Origin of the sequence: Sphingobacterium sp. UBA7631 (assembly GCF_002483935.1) — a bacterium.
GTDB classification, from domain to species: domain Bacteria; phylum Bacteroidota; class Bacteroidia; order Sphingobacteriales; family Sphingobacteriaceae; genus Sphingobacterium; species Sphingobacterium multivorum.
The window spans coordinates 428,945-448,601 of the sequence record NZ_DLIX01000002.1; the positions used below are offsets into that span (position 1 = coordinate 428,945).

Below are 19,657 nucleotides of genomic sequence, written 5' to 3' on the forward strand. Positions count from 1 at the left end.
AAACTTTTTTTAGGATTAAAAACTTCGGAAGCACACCATTTCACTGCCGGTGGTTTTGAAGTTTTTACTTTTTATAACACACTTAATTACCTAACCTATAATTTCGCTGATAGTGTTGAACGTTATTTTAATAATGAAGTTGATGTTAAGCATAACGTGGAGGATAAGGTGAAACTCAAAAACGGAAATAAACAGTTGGAAGGTCTAATAAATACATCGAATTAAATAATGACGAAATAGCTACAAATTATTTCGGTTTACAATTAGAGTATCCCTTACTTTAAAGTCATTGTGTAGATCTCGACTCATGTAATACGGAAACCCGTAAATAGTTAAAGTATAGTTTTTTTTAATTTGTTTGTTATAGTAGCTATTAATGCATTTGATATATTTTTTGTATCTTATTGATGCCATAGGGTAGATGTCGTCATATTAAACTACTTACTAACAAATATTTATCTAAATAAAACTATGAGTGTATTCATTGACGGTTTTTCTCATCTTCATCTTTTCTCGGAGACCGAAGGAAAACAAAATTTATATGATAATCAAATCGCAGCTGTTGGCGCTGTTATAGCTCATTTTAGTACTAAAATTCAACCTGCGTTGGTAACGATGCCGACAGGTACAGGGAAAACAGCGGTAATGATTTTGCTTAGTTATGCACTCAAAGGGAAGAAGGTATTGGTTATAACACCTAGTCAATTGGTAAGAGAACAAATAGCGAATCAATTTAGAAATCCGGAGATACTTGTGTCAAAAGGAGTTATTAGCAAAGGCTTCTTACCTAAGGTCTACGAAGTTGTTGGCGAAATTGAAGATAACATTGACTGGAAAAGAAAATGTGAAGAAAATGATGTCATTGTCGGGATTCCTGCAACATTAAACAAAATCCTACTTAACGAAGATCCTATGAATGCTGTTAATTTTGATCTATTATTCGTAGATGAAGCACATCATAGTCGAGCTAGTTCTTGGCAGGAAATTCTGAATAGATATATATCATCTAAACAAGTGTTGTTGACAGCGACACCTTTCAGAAGGGATAAAAAAGATATCAAAGCCAGATTAGTATATAGCTATCCCCTTAAACAAGCATATGAAAATAAGCTTTTTAGTAGAATTGATTTTATTCCTGTAAATACAAGTAATTTAGAAACACCGGAGGCCAAGAATATTGCTATAGCTAAGAAAGCAGAAGAAATATATTTAAATAGAGCAAACGCGGACCATAGGATAATCATTAGGACAGATAGCCGGACTGCAGCAAACAAATTAAATACAATTTATAAAGAGCATACTGATTTAAAACTAGAAGTAATACACAGTAATCTTTCGGAAAAATTTATTAAAAGTAGGATTGCTAAGTTGCGATCAGGAAATATTGATGGAGTTATCTGTGTCAATATGATGGGGGAGGGTTATGATTTTCCAGCCTTAAAAATAGCTGCAGTTCATGTTCCTCATAAATCACTCGCTATAACTTTGCAGTTTGTTGGCAGAATTTCAAGGACAAATATTGATGAAGGAAATATCGCTAAAGTAATTGCTGGCCAACATGAGTTTGAGATAGAATCCTATCAACTATTTAAACACGATACAAAAGATTGGTCTATTGTTTTGCCTGATTTACATAAGGCTAAAATTCAAAAAACAGAAGAAGAACAGGATTTTTTTGATTCGTTTCAAGATCTAACAGAGGAAGTTCCCTTATTTGATTATGATGTGGAGGAGACTCTTCAAGTAGATGATGATGACTTACGCCCCTTTTTCCACGTCAAAGCATATGAAATAATAGTGCCACCGGAAAAAGCAGTTTTCGATAAGGAATTGTTAGAAGAACTTATTGACATTGCTGTTGAAGTTGACTTTAAAGGAACAAGTTTGTTCAAAAATCCAATAGTGCGTCATCACCATATAAGTACAGAACACGACATTGCTATCTTTATCGTTTCCGAATTAAAGACACCATCATGGTATTTAAAAGATGATCAATTAAAGGACGTAAAAAATGAATTAGTTATTATTCATTTTAATCGGGATAATAGGTTATTATATATCTGTTCTACAATTAAAGAAAATGAACTTTATGAGTATATTGCTGAACAATATTTGTTAGAAGGTATATTACATGACAAAATTCCTCTTCCATTATTGAAACGGGTAATGGCTGGGTGGAAGGAGGCAAAGTTGTATAATGTTGGAATGAAAAGCCGTAAAACAAAAGGGAATACGGAATCATATAAAAATATTCTCGGGTCACAGGCTCAAAAAAGTGTCCTCAATACAGATAAATATAGTTACACCAGGGGACATTCTTTTGGAGGAGGATTTGATCCAATTTTTAAGAAAGAAGTAATGATTGGAATTAGCCCTGCTTCAAAAATTTGGACCTTAGAAGATAATAAGATCAAATATCTTACTGAATGGCTTAGTATTGTGAGTAGGAAAATAGGTGATGCTGAAATGGATAATCTAGCGGCTCCTTTATCTGATCTTGATAGTGGTAAAGTTGTTAGCTGTTTCTCGGATGAAAGTGTATTTTTCGGAGATTGGGCACCAAGTTTTTATCATAAGTTAACTACAGTCTATTTTCTAAATGAATATGGAGAACCTGCAGAAATGGCACTTATATGTTCTTGTAGTATCTCGGTTCTTGAAAAAAGTAAAGATAGAGTTCTTATTAAGATTTCTAAGAATGGAAACAATGCTACAATTATTTACTCCTTAAAACCTAAGATTAAATTTGAATATGATCCACAAACAGAGAATACCTTGGCAATAAAGAAGGGCGAAAAATTTACCTCGGACCAAGTTTTTCTTAAGCTCTTGGCCGAAGATCCTATACAACTTTATTACGAGGATTTGTCTAAACAGGATGGACGTGTGCTGTATGAGTTTGGAAAGGAAATTGGAACGCTAGATGAAAACAGTATAATTAGTCATAATTGGCCAGGTCATGTGAACTTGAAAAAAGAATTTTTCTCAAAAGAAGATATAGAAAAGAACATTGAGCAAAATGATAAACGGATTTCTATACATGATTATATCATTGAGGAGGCAAAGAAAACATTTGACGTCGTATTTTATGACCATGGCTCATTAGAAATAGCGGATGTAATAGGGTTTAGAAAAGACAAGATTCAATTTTTTCATTGTAAAAAGCAGAGTGGTAATGTTCCGAATTGTAGTATTGATGATAATTATGAAGTAACTGGTCAAGCAACGAAATCAGTCAATTGGGCAAATAGGAAACTTCTGCTAAAGCAGATTTGTGAAAGAGCAGATAGGAATGAAAGTCACAAAAAAATAAAAAAAGGCACATTAGAGCAAATCAAAGCTATTCTGAATTCTTTCGAAACTCCAGTTATCCCTGTCGAAATAACAATAATTCAGCCAGGATTGAAAACAAAAGGTTTAACTAAAAACCAGAAAGCAGCATTTAAACGAATTGTCCTTTTGTTATCTGGTGCTGAGGCTTTTTTAAATGATGTTAGCTCCTGTCAGTTAAGTGTTTGGTCTTCTTGATTTCCCTACTGATAGCCCCGTAATGAAGATTGGAAGTATTGTCTTCTGAAGTGATTCAACCAAGAATGAAGTCTTTTATGGTATTGCGGAATAAACAAAGGGTAAGGTTTTCAAATCAATGACGTTTTGTGTATTGGTGTCCAATTACAAGTCACGAGCTTCTGTGACATAGCATCCTCAAAGTTAAGTTCTGCGTTATAGCTCGCTCAAAAAATATGCCTTTGGTCGGGCGGATTGGGAGTGTAAACTGAACTGTGTCATTGGATAATTAACCAAAATCTAAAAGCCTCTATCAAGTTTGAGCCTATCCCCAAATTTAATGTAAAGTTGGGATATGGTCAAGCCCCAGTTATGCACTGGCATTGTCCACTTTTTAGAGATGTCCTTTATTATCAGAAACATCAGCTTCATAAAAGCCTGCTCAGAACTGAATGCACCTTTAGACTTCGTTATTTTTCGGATCTGACGGTGCATTCCTTCAATAGGATTAGTGGTATAGATCGTCTTACGCACCTGCTCATCATACTCAAAAAAAGTAGAGAGGTTTATCCAGTTATCGAGCCATGACTTAGCGGCTATGGGGTATTTCTTGCCCCATTTCTCTTCAAAGACCAGTAGCTTTTCATATCCCATTTCTTCGTTTACAGCTTTATAAATGGGCTTTAAATCTTCAATAACAGCCTTTTTGTCCTTTTCTGTAACGTAGCGCATGCTTGATATAATCTGATGGACAATGCATAACTGAACTTTTGTTTTTGGAAAAATAGCTTCTATAGCTTCAGGAAAGCCCTTCAGTCCATCAATACAGGCTATCAGGATGTCCTCTACACCGCGTTGCTTTAGATCGGTGAGTACGGATAACCAGAATTTAGCTCCTTCGTTTTCCGAACTATAAAGCCCTATCAGGTCTTTGCGACCATCCATTCCTATGCCCAGGATATTATAAATGGCCCGGGACTCAACCGTACCGTTCTGACGGACTTTATAATGCATGCAGTCTAGGAAAAACAAAGGGATAGACGGCTTCTAGCGGACGACTTCGCCACTCGTTAACAGCAGGCATGACGCTTTCTGTAATACGGGATATTTCAGTTGCAGAAATCTCCATAGCATACATCTCACGGATAAAATCACTTATTGCACGTGTGCTCATACCTTTGGCATACATGCTCAGCACATGACCTTCCAGCTGTTCTGTTATAATAAGCTGACGTTTGGGAACTACCTTGGGCTCAAATGTACCAGATCTATCCCGTCCAGATTCAAGTTCAAATGTACCGGTATTAAGACCTCGAACAGTTTTTTTGGTCTTGCCATTTCGACGGTTGCTATTGCCCGAAGCTTTCTTTTCGTTCAAATGGACTTTTACCTTCGTAAAGACCTTGCATGGCTTCTGCCTTGAAGCGTTCAAAACGGCGAAGCCCTCTTGAGTACCTATTAAAAAACAAACACTAACGAAAAATCGAATGGGTCTTTTTCTTTCATGACCGTGTCGTTTGAACAATTGAATATAAATAATCTTATTGAATTATTCCTCTGACACAGTTTACGTTACAGTCTCCAATTTTTAATAAGAGAGTAAGGCATATATATTATCACGAACTCTCTTATCCACTTATGTAGTTGTATAGTTCGTGATAATATCATTTTGTGCAAGGAGATATTGCCTCGTCCTGAAAAATTGTTTTTCCGGGACGAGATATTCTGAAACCTAGCTTCGGAGGCTAAGATTGATTTTATTAACAAACTGTTTTCAGTTGAAACGTCTTACGATCTACAATACTCTAATAGACACTCAATTCGTTTTCTTCTTCTCCCAGCACTTTTAGTACCTGCTGACATTGTAATTCTGTATTGTTTTATTAGTTCTTCTTCAGATTTATTTAGATATTTGGTGTAAAATTCCTCTAATTTGTTTTTAAGAGTGTTAAAATCTATTTGATCAAAATTAGACTCCTTAAGTTTTTCGATCGCAAATCCCCAAAGAGCATAAAAGTGGCTTACACCATCAATCTTGAATTCAGTTAAGTTTAAATTTAAATTATTTATAAAGTTTGTATCTTCTGTAAATTTTCGCTCATATTCTGAAAGATCATTGGGGGTGGAATTTGAAAAATGTTCGATTTGTGCATCTATAAACTCTGGCTTATCACCAGCAATAACATCTTGAGTGATTGTCGTTATCAATAATTCAGTAACGTATTCTTCATCTTCTAACCTATTACACTGAAGTTTATCTAACACGGGTTTTATCACCTGATTTTTAGAAAGTTTTTTTATTAATTTATAAAAATCATTTGAATTGTATTTTGCATTTCTTAATTCCTGTTTAGTTAAAGGTTCTCCATTTCTATTTAATCTATCAAATATATTATTTACAACATCGACTTGATTTGTATCAATGTATTCAATTGTTATATCATATCTCCAAAAGGATTTTTTCCATTCTGATAAATTGGTTGAATCTAGGTCTTTAAAAGAAATGTTTGATAATTCCTCAATTCCAAATCCATCTGAATGAAAATCTTCTGGAGTTCGAATCTCATTTTTTATGAAACTTAAAATAGCACTTAGCCTTTGCTTACCATCAATTACATCATACATAGTTTTACCAGTTTCTTCCTCAATATGCTGATGCAAGAAAATTGGAGGTATTGGAAAGTTTTTTAAAATTGTGTCAATTAAGAAAGATTTTTTTGAAACGCTCCAAACATCCCCTTTTCTTTGATAGCTAGGACTAAAATTATATTTCTCTAATTGAAAATTTTCCCAGAAATTCGCAATGTTTATTGTAGTACTATTTCTACTTAGTATGTTCATTATAATAAAGGTTTTGAGTTCCCATAAAAAATAACTTTGTCAAAAAGTGTTGTTATTATTGCATTAAAGACTTTTGGAGTATATGGGTTAATAACTTTAACTTCTTCGATTTCCGGATTAATACTTGTTAGAATTGAATCAATTTCCAGCCGGTCAACATGCCAATATGATAAGCCACATATTAATAATTCATCATCTTTATTTAAACCTTGGGCTATAGATTTTGCTTTATCTCTAATTTCTTTTGCCCATTTAAAGTCTAATCTACTTGAGTCTCCTGCAGGTGGTATAATTGCATTTACAGAATTTAATGCGTCTATATTTTCATAAACTAATGAGAATTCTTCAATTTGACCATCGTTGGAATCACTATCATATCGTATCTCAAATGCTTCTTTTTCTTTCTTGACTTTATGAGAGAAACTTATAGATCCGTGAGGCTTATAAATTGAAATCTTTTTGCTGTTATCTTCCAAATTTGAGACATCAAATTCAATATTATTTTGTTTCAAAATTCTTTCTAACCAAATATCGTAATTGAATGTTACAATATGTATTTTATTGACATCTGTAGAATTATATAGTTTGTTTAGGAATTTAAACCATGGCCAATCTGTAAGGTTTTCAGCTGTAATATCTATTAAACTATTGTAGTGTACAAAAAGTGCTTGTAGGTAGGTTACAAGTTCTTTGTATGCTTTAATGTAAATGTTGTTTGATTTTTTATTGTTTCGATGTAGTATATTGGCACAGGTTATAATATCCTCAATAAGGTTTATGGCATCATCATCTGGCATATTTGGTCTTGCACCAAGTGTCCATAAATTGGGGCAATATCTGTATGATAAGAAACCAGGCTTATCATTACCGGGCCATGGAACAAGGTTTCCATTTGAGAATAAATTTTTAACATTAATTTCTCTGTCTTCTTTTTTGGATAAAAAATTAATTAAATCTATTGTGAAACCGTTTCCAATTAAGATATAGTAATTCTTACTCATTTAATTTGTAGATTTTTTCTAAAATTTCCGCTAATTCTTCGATGGCGTTATAAACAAGCGGGGTTAATATTTATGGCACGTTCAATTTTAAAAAAAATAACAGGTGTTTGAACGTTGTCTAAGATAATAAAAAATAATGCACCTTTAAACTATTACATATTGTTTGTGCATTTCTCAATATTTAATTCACGCTTCTTCTTCTCGACCATAGGATTTTTCTGTAATGTTTATAAACCGAAAACATAAATTTGGAAATCCATTTAAAATTTCGAATAGTGTGAAGTATTCGAAAAAATGCCTTAAATTATAAAAATTCTCATACGCATAGTTTTTTAATTTCGTTATTTTTTTATACTATAAAATTACTTTATCATCATTTTGTCTCCTCAAAGCGTTGAACCAAGAAGAGTTGATTTTTTGCGATGCGACGGATCTAAGTAATCTAAAGATAATCTATTTAGTTTCTTAACTGTTGAATTACTCATATTTATAACATGCTTTGGACTTATTTCTCCTTCTTCAACTTCTTCACCTCTTCCGCCAAATCAGCAACTACCTTAGTTAAATCCAAAATCGCTTTAGTTTTAACAGCGTCGTCCTGCACGAGTTTTTCTAAAAGCATCTCTACTTTTCCAAGACTGTTATAGGTAACATTAGGTTGATTGCTAAGCCCAAATGAATTTTCCGAAACGGTAAATGTGTTGTTGTTTTGGATATTAAATATGGCTTTCTCTTCATTGAAGGCACGAATAAATTCGACAGTTACCCCTAAAGCGTCAGCCAACTCCTTTAAGGCTGGTTCAGCAATAGTCCATGAGTTTTCAAACTCAGAAATGCGTCGTTGGTCAAATTTGCTTTCGCATTTTTGTCCTAAAGCCTCCTGTTTCATACCCATGATTTCACGAATTCTTTTTAGATTTTTTCCTTCGTGTATTTTCTCTTCTTGAAATGCAACGCCCATTTTTTATATATTTTAATAAGTTCGGTAATTTACCGGTATTTTACCATTTTGCTCTAAATAATTGGTTCCTTACCTTTGATATAAAGATACGATTATTTGTCGATAAAATGAGCTTTATACATAGTCTAAAGCCACTTTTAAAGTAAATTATTTGTCTTTAGTAGATTAAAACAATACATTTGCACCATCTTAGGTGGCTGCACTTATGAGTCTTGTCTGTGAAACGTGAGAAATTTCAAATGGAGCAAGGCGATTAAGTGGATCAAAACGCCCGTCAGCAATGGCGCGGCGTCCGCTTACTCGTTCCATCGGCTTCTCACGGCCGCACAGACGGTAGGTTGGATGTCGCGCCATTGCCGTTTCTGATACCTGCTAAGGGACTCGTTTTTATAAACAAACGAGTTATGAACAAAAAACAAAGATCAAAAAACATCATCACTGCCCCCGAGTAGCTCGGCTGGTTTGGCCAAATAAGATTTGGCTTCTCTTGCCATGGACCGCGTAACGCCAATATTATACACCTTCGTGACCCCTCATTCAAACGCGATCTGGCTCCCAGAATGAATTAATTATTACTAATGTGAACTGAGTAACATCAGGCTCCCAATAAAAAGCTGATTTCGATCGGAGAGGGGATGCTATGTACTTTCGGTTAAAGATTACAGACTGAAAAATGAAAAGGATTTTAGCGCTGCAATTTGCTTTTGATTGGTTTATTTATGAAGTCCATAAGGTTGATTACAGCCCTATAAATGAGATTGAAGCATTTTGGAATCACTATGCACTAGAGACTGTATCTGCTAATATACTCCAGCTTTTGAGCACATATCTTGATGGTGGCTTAGGAGAAAATAGGCTTCTAAAAGATGAGGAAATGCAAGAATTTGCAACCGCATTGTATCGGGTGTTGATCGCATACTGTGTCGCCAATTATCGCCATATAGATCTCAGTAAAATGAAGCTGTCAGCAGAAGCTGAAGAGCGCATCGGAAAAGATTTAGAATTGAGCAAAAAGATCGCTGAATTTTTCGGTCGGTTATCGAATAACCACTAACAAACTAAATAATGAATACCCTACAATTACTAGCCTTTGTAAGGCTATATATAACCTATATATTTCAAGTACCTGTGAAGCACTACTTAAGCACAAATATAGTACTAATTACGCAAAATTTGCGTAAGAAAATTAGACAAGGAAAAACGTACTTCAAAGGTACTTCGATCCGGCTAAAAAAGCGCTGTACGATTAGCGCTCAAAATCTTCTAAAAAAAGCAGATTCTTCGGGCAGCCGTCGGCTTTTGTTTGAGGATCGTTCGACACTGCGTCGTACCAGCGTCGCCTCATCTTCGGGAACGCCTCGACTGTTGTTCGACTGCGCTTCGGGTAGGAGTCGAAGCGTACTCGAAGCCTTGCCGAAGCCGAGCCAAAGGTGTGCCGAGCCTGTCTCGAATATGTCCCGAAGAAGTCTCGAAGCTGAGCCGAAGGCCAGCCGACCAGTGGAAGAGATATCACCTTCTTCGGACTTTTGCCTGACCAACTTCGCCCCAGCTTCTGCCTATTATGCAGTCGGTCTTGAGTTTTCATCGGGATCTCATCGGGCTACACCGATCAAAATCCGATGCCGACCCGATGAAAAACCGATGAAATGTAAAAATTCTGCAGGTATTGCTCAAAAGATGGTCGAAGATTTTCAGCAGGTGGGAGATTTTAGATTGACTTATGGAGTAGAATCTGAACGATCTGTTTTAAGGTTCTTTAAGTCGACCTGTAAGGCTTTGGTGTTGCGAGCTACTTTGCCTGGATCAATAGGTCAAGTTGTTCAGCGGGCTTTAAAATACTTTTTATTCGTTGCAGATTATAAGCGTGCCTATCGCATGGTTTTGACATGTTTGTTTTTATGTTTAGTTTCTATGTTTAGTTTATCAGCTCAGACGCCCCGCAAGGACAGCGGGGCCGATGGGCTCTCCAGTCTCGCTGCGCTAAAACCGGGCGATAAGATACCGGAAGCGGTATGGGACCAGTCGCTCGAACTGAACTATTTCAATGGAATAAAGAAAACAATCAAATTCGCTGATTTGAAAGGAAAGCTGATCCTGCTGGATTTTTGGGCGACTTGGTGCCCCTCGTGTATTGAGGGATTTCCACATCTAGAAGATGTATTGGCGATTAATAAAGATGAGATTGCCGTGCTGCTTGTCAATAGCACACAGACAAAGGATACACAAAAACGTGTTCAAGATCTAAAGAAAAAATATAAAACGGCATATGGCTTTCAGACTTCCCTTCCTTATCTATTTGGCGACACCATTTTTCAGCAATTGTTTCCTCATAACGCGGTTCCACATGTCGTTTGGATAAATAAAGATGGTATTCTGGTTGCCAATACTTATCCCAATGCATTGTCAAAAGAAAATATAACAGCAGTGCTTCATACTGGAAATGCAGATTTCCATCAAAAAAAAATGAGGACCAATAAAGAAGTGGCTCTGATAACCAATGAAATGCTGAATAACGGATTTTATGCAGGTTCTGTTTTTCAGACTTATCAAGAAGGGTTAGATGCTAGTTCTGGAAATTATTCGTTCGACGGAAAACGGACTAGGTATCAGCTATTGAACCTCAGATTCTCTCAGCTCGTGGCCATAGCATTTCAAAAAGAATTGAAAGGAATACCATGGAGACATTGGCAGTTTGCTACAAGCAGCGGAGTAAACCCTAAACACAGACTCCTGACCCCAAATCGTTATGAAAATAGCTTCTGTTATGAAATGGTGGTGCTGGATTCTTTGCCTAAGAGCAGAGCGAAACAATTTTTTACGGAAGATTTTAAAAAGTTCTTTGGGATAAAACTATCTGTAGAAAACAAGCCAACGGATGTATGGCCCGTCAGTTTCAATTCAGCTGCCGAAAAGATCAGGAGCAAAGGTGGTATCCCAGAAGTTTTCCTAGGAGATTCGCAGACGGAAATGAAATTCCGCAATATTCCATTAGAATTGCTGGTGGATAACCTCAGCCTATATTTTCATCGTCCTTTGGTAATTGGAGCGTCCAAAGAGGTACTTGTAGACATGACCATTCCTAAAGATTTTGAAGGCTGGGAAGAGGATACGCGAAAGGCATTTCTCCGAGCAATGGGTTTAGAGCTTAATTCTTCGCAGGAGACTATTGCCTGTGCATCATTTTCATTAACGGATAAATAGGAGGGCAGGATATGTATATGAGAATGTTATGCATCCTAAGTGTTTGGATGTGCTGGCTTACGTCCTATAGTCAGGTAAAAGAAAGAAACATAGTTCGGGGAGTAATTATATCAAGCGAAGACTTGCGCCCATTGCAGGGCGTCACTGTGCAAAATATGGTTACAAATATGCGTTTAAAAAGTGAAGCCGATGGAAGTTTCGGAATAAGCGGAGATTCGCGGGATACACTTCGGTTTTCGGCAATGGGTTATCAGGAATTACGGGTATTGGTAAAGGATGTGTTGGCTAAAGGTAGGGTTTTGATGGCTGTAAAGGATAATTACTTGGAAGAAGTGCAGATCAATACGGGCTATCAGATTTTAAAACCCAATGAAACAACAGGTTCTGCCAGCGTGATTTCCAATGATATGCTCAACCAGCAAACTGGTACAAACATTTTAAACAGGCTCAATAACGTGGCCTCTGGGCTGAGATTTGAAAATCAGCCCAGTACTGTCAGTGACAGACAAAAGCTGAATTTTTCTGTTCGGGGTCTCAGTACCATAGATGGTAATCTTGATCCATTAATAGTATTGGATGGTTTTATTTATGAGGGCAATGTGGCTAATATAGATCCGAATAGCATCGAATCTATTACCGTTTTGAAAGATGCGGCGGCAAGTTCGATATGGGGTGCAAGGGCTGGAAACGGGGTTGTGGTCATCACTTCTAAAAAAGGAGGTCAGGGTGCTGGCAAAATAATGAATACCACATTTAGCAGCACATTGATTACAAAAGCGAAGCCAAACCTTGATCAGGTGTATCAATTGTCCAATAAGGATTTTATCGATGCAGAGTCCATGTTGTTCAATAAGGGATTTTACGATTGGCTTGGGAATGGTTTTCAGTATATCTCGGTCACGCCGGCTATAGACATATTTGACAGGACAAAACGTGGATTGCTGACTCCTGCAGATTCAGCAGATCTGATCAATGAGCTTATGACAAAAGATGGGAGAAAATCATACCGTGACCTGTTTCTCGAATCGCCCTTTTCGCAACAGTATTCCTTAAATCTTTCGGGCGGCAGCAGACAGTATATTTATGGTTTTTCCGGAGGCTATACCCGAGAAATAGACGAGTATGCAGGACGGTTCCGAAAGTTGAATTTACAGCTTACCAATAGCTTCCAGCCTACAGAAAAACTGGACATTGCGATCAACCTTTTGTTTACAAACAGTATTTCTGAATCAGGCAAGCCGAAGTTTGAATCACTTCAATACAACGGTAAGCAGGTGCCTTACATGGATTTTTACAATAATGATGGCTCTCAACGCGCCTTTTATCCAGAATATAGGGGTACTTATATGACCGAAAATTATGGCACACCTTACTTAGACTGGGGGTATTATCCATTGACTGATTATAAGCAGGCTGTTTCAACGACAAGATTGAATGAGTGGTATTCAACCATAAGTGGAAAATATGAAATTTTACCTTTTCTAGATGTAAGTGTCGGGTTCCAATATCAGATTCAACAAACCGATCTGCAAGGACTATATAATGAAGAAAGCTATTATGCCCGAAAGAACATCAATCAATTTATGGAGGTTTCAAATGGGGGAAGTAGCATTACATATCATATTCCCAGAGGTGGGATCAAGAGCAAAGACTTCTCCTCAGGACGGTCTTACACCGCAAGAACGCAGTTAAACATGAATAAGTCATGGGGCCTGCACCGGTTGATCGGTATGGCTGGTGGAGAAATTCGCGAAACAGCAAGCAAGGGTGAAAATTATTGGGTATATGGTTATAAAGAGAAGCCCTTACAGGCAGTTCCGGTAGACTTTACGACATATTTCACTATAGCGCCTTCAATGGTGCCAATGGGTATTACGGGAAGTCCATCTTTCACTGATCGCGTGAACAGGTTTGTATCGCTCTATTCAAATTGGAGTTATATTTTTAAGGATCGATATGCCTGGTCGGGAAGTTTTCGAAAAGATGGAGGCAATATATTCGGAGCAAAAACCAACGATAAATGGTCTCCGCTATGGTCTACAGGTCTTTCTTGGGATATCGGGAAGGAATCGTTTATTGCCCTTAAGGATGTAGATCGATTAGAGTTAAGGGCTACCTATGGTTATAGCGGGAATGTTGACCTGCGTAAAACGCCGCAGCCTATCGCCAGTGTAACTGCAGGTACTTATACAAGATTACCTGCACTGACGATCTCAAAATTGAATGATCCATCTTTGAGATGGGAGAAAGTGTCCACCTTCAACCTTGGACTGGATTTCTCTCTGTTTAAAGGTCGTCTATCTGGTACGGTGGATCATTACATTAAAACAGGAAAAGATCTGTATGGGCTCACTGATTTTGATTATACCGCTTGGGGTAAATCCAATACAGTAACCAAAAATGTTGCATCCATGAGAGGAAAAGGCTGGGATATCACACTTTCAACGAATAATCTGGATAAAGCGGTGAAATGGAATTCTAGGCTGCTTTTGAATTTGAATAAGAACAGGACTACGGCATATTATAGGGCTTTGAACGGTGGCGTATCATCTTTTTTGGGCGATGGAAATACCATCACGCCGATACCGGGGATGCCATTGAATGCACTATCAGCCTTTAAATGGATGGGGCTCGATAGTGAGGGAAATCCACAAGGTATCCTCCGTGGTGAAGTCAGTAAAGATTATATCGGTATCAACAACGCTGCATTTAACGACGGACTGGAAGGCGGCAGCATCGTTTTTTATGGTTCTGCCAAGCCGCAGGTTTATGGATCACTTATAAATACTTTCGGATGGAAATCTTGGACGCTTTCGCTAAATGTGAGCTATAAAGGAGACTATTATTTTAGAAAACCTTCAACTTCCTATTATAACCTTTTCAACCGAGGGACTGCTTTTCCTGATTTTGAGATGCGCTGGCAGCAAGCAGGGGATGAATTGAAGACTTCAGTGCCTTCGGTGCAATATCCATTGGAAGATTTTAGGGATGCGCTATATGTGCAATCTGAGGTAAATGTATTTAAAGCTGATCATTTGAGGTTAGAATATATAAACATTTCATGGGATAAAACCCTGAGGCTTCAACAGCGCGCTTTACGTATGAAATTTTATGGAAATGTAAGCAATCTGGGCTTACTATGGACGGCGAATAAGCAAAATATTGATCCTGAATTTCCTTATCGGATCTCGCCCCCAACGACTTTATCTTTTGGATGCCAGTTAAATTATTGATCATAAATGAATCTTGAAATGAAAAAGACGAAAAAACACTTTTGCTTTCTTACGATCTATCTCGCATTATTCGTAACATTCCATACATCCTGCAACAAGTATTTGGATATACAAGCAAACAAAAATCAGGTAGTACCAGAGGATCTGACAGATCTGCAGCAGATATTGGATGGCTCGCAAAACATTAATTTTAATTTTTGTTCCATAGGTGAGGTTTCGGCTGACAATTACTTTTTGAAGCAAAAGGTATTTGATGGCCTAAATGAAGTGGGCAGAAAATTTTATACCTGGGAATATCCCGTTTATAATTTTAATAACGATTGGGCAAAAGCTTATATCACTGTCTATAACTGCAATTTAGTGTTAGATAAAATTAAAGAAATTAAAAGAGCGGTGGCAAATAAAAATGATTGGGATAATGTAAAGGGCAGTGCCCTTTACTATCGTGCCAGCCAGTATCTTAGTTTGGTATGGACTTATAGTAAAGCATATCAAGACGATACATCTCCGAAGGACTTGGGTATTGTGCTGCGTAGTACCTCAGATTTTAATGTAAAGTCTGAAAGAGCAACTGTTTTAAAGACTTATCGTGTTATAGTGGATGATCTTTTAGCTGCCGCCGACATATTGCCTGATAAAGCAATTCACGTCATGAGACCATCAAAAATAACAGCATATGCGGGATTGGCGAGAGCTTACCACTCGATGGCGAAATACGATTCGGCTTACTATTATTCGGACAAGGTTTTATCGGTAAATAGAGAGCTGATGGATTATAACAACGCGGCTGAAGTGAAAATCTTAGCTTCATATCCTTTTACAAGATTTAACAAAGAAACACTCGGATATTTTGAACTTGTGACCATTAATGCACAAATAGGAGTTAATAACGCTAATATTGATTCAAATCTTTACCAGTCTTATCATGATAATGACCTAAGAAAGCAGGCCTTTTTTAAAATGAATGCAGATGGCTATGTTTCGTTTAAAGGCAGTTACGCGGGTAGTGCAAATTTATTTGGTGGGCCTGCTGTTGATGAAATGTTTTTAATCCGTGCGGAATGCGCTGTAAGAAAAGGAAGCATTCGGGAAGGATTGGATGATATGGATTATCTATTATCCCGACGTTATAAAATAGGAAGTTATATACCAGCTCATTTTGAGCTTCAGGAAGAAGCACTTGATTTTGTTCTTGGGGAAAGACGGAAAGAGCTGCTCTTTAGAGGTTTGAGATGGATGGACCTGAAACGTTTAAACGAAGAGGGGCGGGGAATTCAGCTCAAAAGAAACGTGAACGGGAAAGAATATATGCTCAAACCGAGAGATAATAAATATGCACTACCATTGCCTGAAGATGTGATTATGGCGACTGGAATGCTTCAAAATCCTATTTAAGAAAAATTTTTATAATAGTCTTTTTTTGAATTATATACCTTAAACGAGAGACCAGCATTATTTGAAACTGGTCTCTTGTTGAAGAACAGTCAATAGATTAATTGGAAACGAAAATCTTCAAACTAATCTTTGGCGAATACGAAAAATTAGCTTCTGTTGTGAATGTTAATTTCAGTTTCACTATCTCCACCACTTCGTTCAGGGATAAAACCCGCACCAGTAGAGATTTCTGTTAACTCAATTTGACCGGGATCTAGTTCCCCTGCCGAATTTAGGTCTGAGGTCTCCACTTGCATAGAACAGGCTTTATTGTCGCCTGAACAGGATTGACCATTTGGTGTCGTTGTCCAATTCGACTCGTTTGAAACCTCTCCGCTTAATAGCGGATTTCCCTTGAAATAAACAGTTACAGGAGCCAAACTTTTTCCTGTATAAACTTCAGCACCTTTAAATGCTGAGAATCCGATAATCATGGCTCCGCCTAATATCATGTAGCCATAATTGTTTAAAAATTTGGTTAGCATAATGCTACCCTCCTTTCTGTATTGCAAGCCAATAATTGATTAGTCATGCTGTTGGCCTGCATACTATTGGTAAATAAATAGTGTCGGTACGGTTCTGTGTACCGATCGTATCTGTATGCCAGGCTGCCTACTATAGGCCTACTGACGCTGTCATATACTGGAGCATGATCCATACTGTCTGGCATAAACCAGATTTCATGTGTTGGTTTAAATGCTGTGTTTTTATAGCTTAGGATTTCTATCGCTAGAATAACCGTTAGAAAGAGGCCGACAGCGGTCTTGTTGGTTAAGTTGCTTTGCTCGTGTAGCAAAACATTACGATTGAGTACTAATCCTGCTAGCGATAGACCGAGAATAACGAGGTTAAAGATCAGATGCGCTGTCCAGGAAATATTACTGAGAAAGCTGGTACATATGCAAGGTTTCTTGTCATATACATCAAGGACGCCAAGGGCAATATAAATCGAAAATAAGGTGATCATGATAGTCGATGCTATCCAGCCCCAATGCTGTAGGCGGCGTGCAGGCAATCCCAACAAAGCTCCGATGCTAATTTCCAGCAGCGGAAGCAACCAGAAAAGTAGTGGAGCAAGTGCGCTAATAACCGGTTGCTGCTGCAATGCAATATGAAATGCACCGAGCTGCCAGAATTTTTCAATACCTACATAAACCCAAAAGAGGATCATCGCCGTCCGGAGGATTTTGTAAATTGTTGTATTGGTTTTGTTCGCTTCCATAGCTTTAATTATTTGTACAGCGCTACTTATTATTTTCTCCGCTGTTTTTTTCGTTTCAAAAACAGGGCGCCATACCTGTGCGCCCTGCTCGGGTACAGCGGCCTGCTTCAGCGTCAACTTCTACCTTTCGTACGCTTCAAAACAAAGATAGATCGGATTTCAGCCGACTGCAGGGGTAGTAGATGGGTCATATGAGCCAGCGAATACCGTTCTAAATAGCTGTATGAATGGGGGCGGGGAATTAGAGACGAAATAACTGCTATGGGCATGGCGCAGCAAAATAGCCTACAGAAATGATTTTAAACAGGATTTAAAACCTGATCAGTTCTTTTAGCGCAGGGGTAACGGGGGAATACCCCTGCTTTTTAAAATTTGGATGGATTTTTATCCATTCAATTCGGGGAACTTTTCGTGCAATTCATTCAGCATCGTCTTCAATACTTTGCGTAGGTGGACAGCAGCCGGAAATTCGCTGCCTCTGTCCATCTTTGTGAGGCTGTGTATCGAAAGCAGTATGCCTTCCTTGGTTTTCACGAGTTTTGAAAATTCTTCCGCTGCTTCCTTTTTCTCGGACGATCGCATGACTTTGGCCTTCACACATAAATGTAGCCAGAGTTTGAGCTCCTTTCCATTCAGATTGCTATGGATAAACCGATAGGGAACAGCGCTGGAAGACTTATCATCTTCCGTTTCCATTTCAATATATTGGCACATCAGCATGAGCAGCGTGCTGCGGTTGGGATCATAGGCAAAGCCTGGGATGGCGGAGAAATGCTGCGGATACCGCAATAGATTGTCGGTAGCGGCCGGGTCAGCTTCGTAGAACTCCTTCCAGCGATTTAAAAAGCCGATATGGTTAAAATTAAAATTGATCATCAAGATCAAAAAGCGGGAAGGCCAGTTTTTATGCTGACGCTCGTCCTGGGCCAGTTGCCTGAGCGCATCAATCAGCTGAACAAGGTAGTGCTGATGATGATATTGCAGGTAGGGTATTTTGCCCCGCTGGAAAAGGCTTTCAATGGCGGAATGCACTTCATCCAGATAAGCTTGGGGAATCTGTTTAAGCCTTAACCTCTCTAAGCTGTCTTCGAGGTGAAGATCTATATATTGCCTGATGCGTTTTTCATGATGCTGCGGTAGCGGTGTCAGGGGATTGATATCTTTCTTAAATAAAAATTCTACACTTTCCAGTAGTTCCTCCACCCGATGAAGCGTGTTGAGTTCCTCGGAAATGGACAGATCGCAGCAGGTGTATAACACTTCATGCAGACGAAGTAACTGCGTATGGTAGAGCTGTATGCCACGGATCGCCTGATCGGCATGGGTATATTGCCGATGGAGGGCCAGGGCATCGTTCAAATGTTCGGTACAGGCAGAAGCGATTGCTTCCAGTTGTTTGGTTCGGCTGGAAGGGCTGATATGGGCAAAGGTCTCTATTAAAAGCATCAGGGGATATAAGCTTGTGATCATTTGTACCTCCTTTTCATTTCTTTGTGATACCATGGCCAGCCATATACACCTGGATGCAGCGTCATGTTCAGCTTGCCGCCCTCTTTTGCCTGCTCAAAAGTCTTTGGATGTACCTCGACCGGAAATTGGTATTTCTCATCTTCATACGTAAATGACACCAATAATTCATGTATGTCGCAGCAGACTGGGCATTTCTGTACCACTTCGGCCTGGATATAGACCGCTTTGGGACTATCAACATGCTTGCAATTGTTCATAATAAGGTTCATCCGGATGTACCAGGTACAGGCTAGGAGCATCAGTGGAAATTGGATGGCGTACAGCGTAATCAGTTTTGCACGTTTCAAGAAAATTAAATGGGCTACCGCACAGCTGCCAAGAGCGATAGGGAAGGCATGTTTAAATGCTGGCTTCAGCGGTTGCGAGCTGAGCAGCAGTTCATAGGGTAAGAGGTCATACACTGCTATACTGCAGATCTGAATACAAATAAAAAATAGAGCAAAAAGCTGGAGCACCACATGGTGGGTACGGATTTCCAAAAAAGGAATCAGCAGGACTAGGACACCGATACTATAAACCTTTAGGTAAAATGCCGACGCTAAAAAGGATCCATATACAGTCACCACGATCGCGATAAAAATCAGGATGTGATTGCGGCTGATCCGTCTGAAAAGATGCATGGGAGGTCTCATACGCAGGGCTGTTAAATCAATGATTTGATATCAAATTAAAATTACCTATAACGCATGCTATTTGGTTTGAATATTATCTTTATTTCAATAAGCGC

General features: G+C 38.2%; 12 protein-coding genes and 1 pseudogene. 5 read left to right on the forward strand and 8 right to left on the reverse strand.

What is annotated here, in order from left to right; translation table 11 throughout:
- Window positions 1-471 precede the first annotated feature (471 nt).
- Entirely contained in the window at window positions 472-3,528 is a 3,057-nt protein-coding gene (locus B3P16_RS02010) for a DEAD/DEAH box helicase (RefSeq protein ID WP_286841119.1), read from the forward strand.
- Window positions 3,529-3,807: 279 nt separating this feature from the next.
- Here B3P16_RS02010 and B3P16_RS24380 read toward each other — a convergent pair.
- From B3P16_RS24380 to B3P16_RS02035, 4 genes and pseudogenes are all read right to left on the reverse strand, one after another.
- Window positions 3,808-4,916, reverse strand: a pseudogene (locus B3P16_RS24380) (IS256 family transposase).
- Window positions 4,917-5,295: 379 nt separating this feature from the next.
- Complete coding sequence (locus B3P16_RS02025; RefSeq protein WP_286841123.1) at window positions 5,296-6,348, reverse strand: DUF262 domain-containing protein; 1,053 nt, start codon at window positions 6,346-6,348, stop codon at window positions 5,296-5,298.
- On the reverse strand, window positions 6,348-7,349 hold the full coding sequence (locus tag B3P16_RS02030) for an SIR2 family protein (protein WP_286841125.1): 1,002 nt from the start codon (window positions 7,347-7,349) through the stop codon (window positions 6,348-6,350). The genes B3P16_RS02025 and B3P16_RS02030 overlap by 1 nt, the downstream gene beginning before the upstream one ends.
- Window positions 7,350-7,854: 505 nt before the next feature.
- Window positions 7,855-8,310, reverse strand: a complete 456-nt coding sequence (locus B3P16_RS02035) for a helix-turn-helix domain-containing protein (protein ID WP_286841126.1) — start codon at window positions 8,308-8,310, stop codon at window positions 7,855-7,857.
- Between the two features lie 673 nt (window positions 8,311-8,983).
- On the opposite strand from B3P16_RS02035, the gene B3P16_RS02040 reads away from it, so the two are divergent.
- The 4 genes from B3P16_RS02040 (at window position 8,984) to B3P16_RS02055 (ending at window position 16,139) form a co-directional block, all read left to right on the forward strand.
- A complete protein-coding gene (locus B3P16_RS02040; RefSeq protein ID WP_286841128.1) occupies window positions 8,984-9,364 on the forward strand; it encodes a hypothetical protein in 381 nt (126 codons plus the stop codon).
- Window positions 9,365-9,483: 119 nt separating this feature from the next.
- Window positions 9,484-11,511 carry a TlpA family protein disulfide reductase gene (locus tag B3P16_RS02045; RefSeq protein ID WP_286841130.1) on the forward strand — a complete coding sequence of 676 codons (2,028 nt, stop codon included), beginning with the start codon at window positions 9,484-9,486 and terminating at the stop codon, window positions 11,509-11,511.
- A 47-nt stretch (window positions 11,512-11,558) separates the two neighbouring features.
- Window positions 11,559-14,744 (forward strand): SusC/RagA family TonB-linked outer membrane protein, encoded by a 3,186-nt coding sequence (locus B3P16_RS02050; protein ID WP_286841404.1) that lies wholly within the window; start codon window positions 11,559-11,561, stop codon window positions 14,742-14,744.
- A gap of 18 nt (window positions 14,745-14,762) precedes the next feature.
- Window positions 14,763-16,139, forward strand: a complete 1,377-nt coding sequence (locus B3P16_RS02055) for a RagB/SusD family nutrient uptake outer membrane protein (RefSeq protein WP_286841131.1) — start codon at window positions 14,763-14,765, stop codon at window positions 16,137-16,139.
- A 146-nt stretch (window positions 16,140-16,285) separates the two neighbouring features.
- On the opposite strand, the gene B3P16_RS02060 is transcribed toward B3P16_RS02055, so the two are convergent.
- The 4 genes from B3P16_RS02060 to B3P16_RS02075 all read right to left on the reverse strand — a co-directional run bounded on the left by B3P16_RS02060 (window position 16,286) and on the right by B3P16_RS02075 (window position 19,562).
- The gene (locus B3P16_RS02060; protein WP_286841132.1) at window positions 16,286-16,663 is read right to left on the reverse strand and encodes a hypothetical protein; all 378 of its coding nucleotides are present in this window, start codon (window positions 16,661-16,663) and stop codon (window positions 16,286-16,288) included.
- Window positions 16,657-17,517, reverse strand: a complete 861-nt coding sequence (locus B3P16_RS02065; protein WP_286841133.1) for a MauE/DoxX family redox-associated membrane protein — start codon at window positions 17,515-17,517, stop codon at window positions 16,657-16,659. Before B3P16_RS02065 ends, B3P16_RS02060 begins: the two co-directional genes overlap by 7 nt.
- Window positions 17,518-17,784: 267 nt before the next feature.
- Window positions 17,785-18,903 carry a hypothetical protein gene (locus B3P16_RS02070; protein ID WP_286841134.1) on the reverse strand — a complete coding sequence of 373 codons (1,119 nt, stop codon included), beginning with the start codon at window positions 18,901-18,903 and terminating at the stop codon, window positions 17,785-17,787.
- The gene (locus tag B3P16_RS02075; RefSeq protein ID WP_286841135.1) at window positions 18,867-19,562 is read right to left on the reverse strand and encodes a hypothetical protein; all 696 of its coding nucleotides are present in this window, start codon (window positions 19,560-19,562) and stop codon (window positions 18,867-18,869) included. Before B3P16_RS02075 ends, B3P16_RS02070 begins: the two co-directional genes overlap by 37 nt.
- Window positions 19,563-19,657 lie beyond the last annotated feature (95 nt).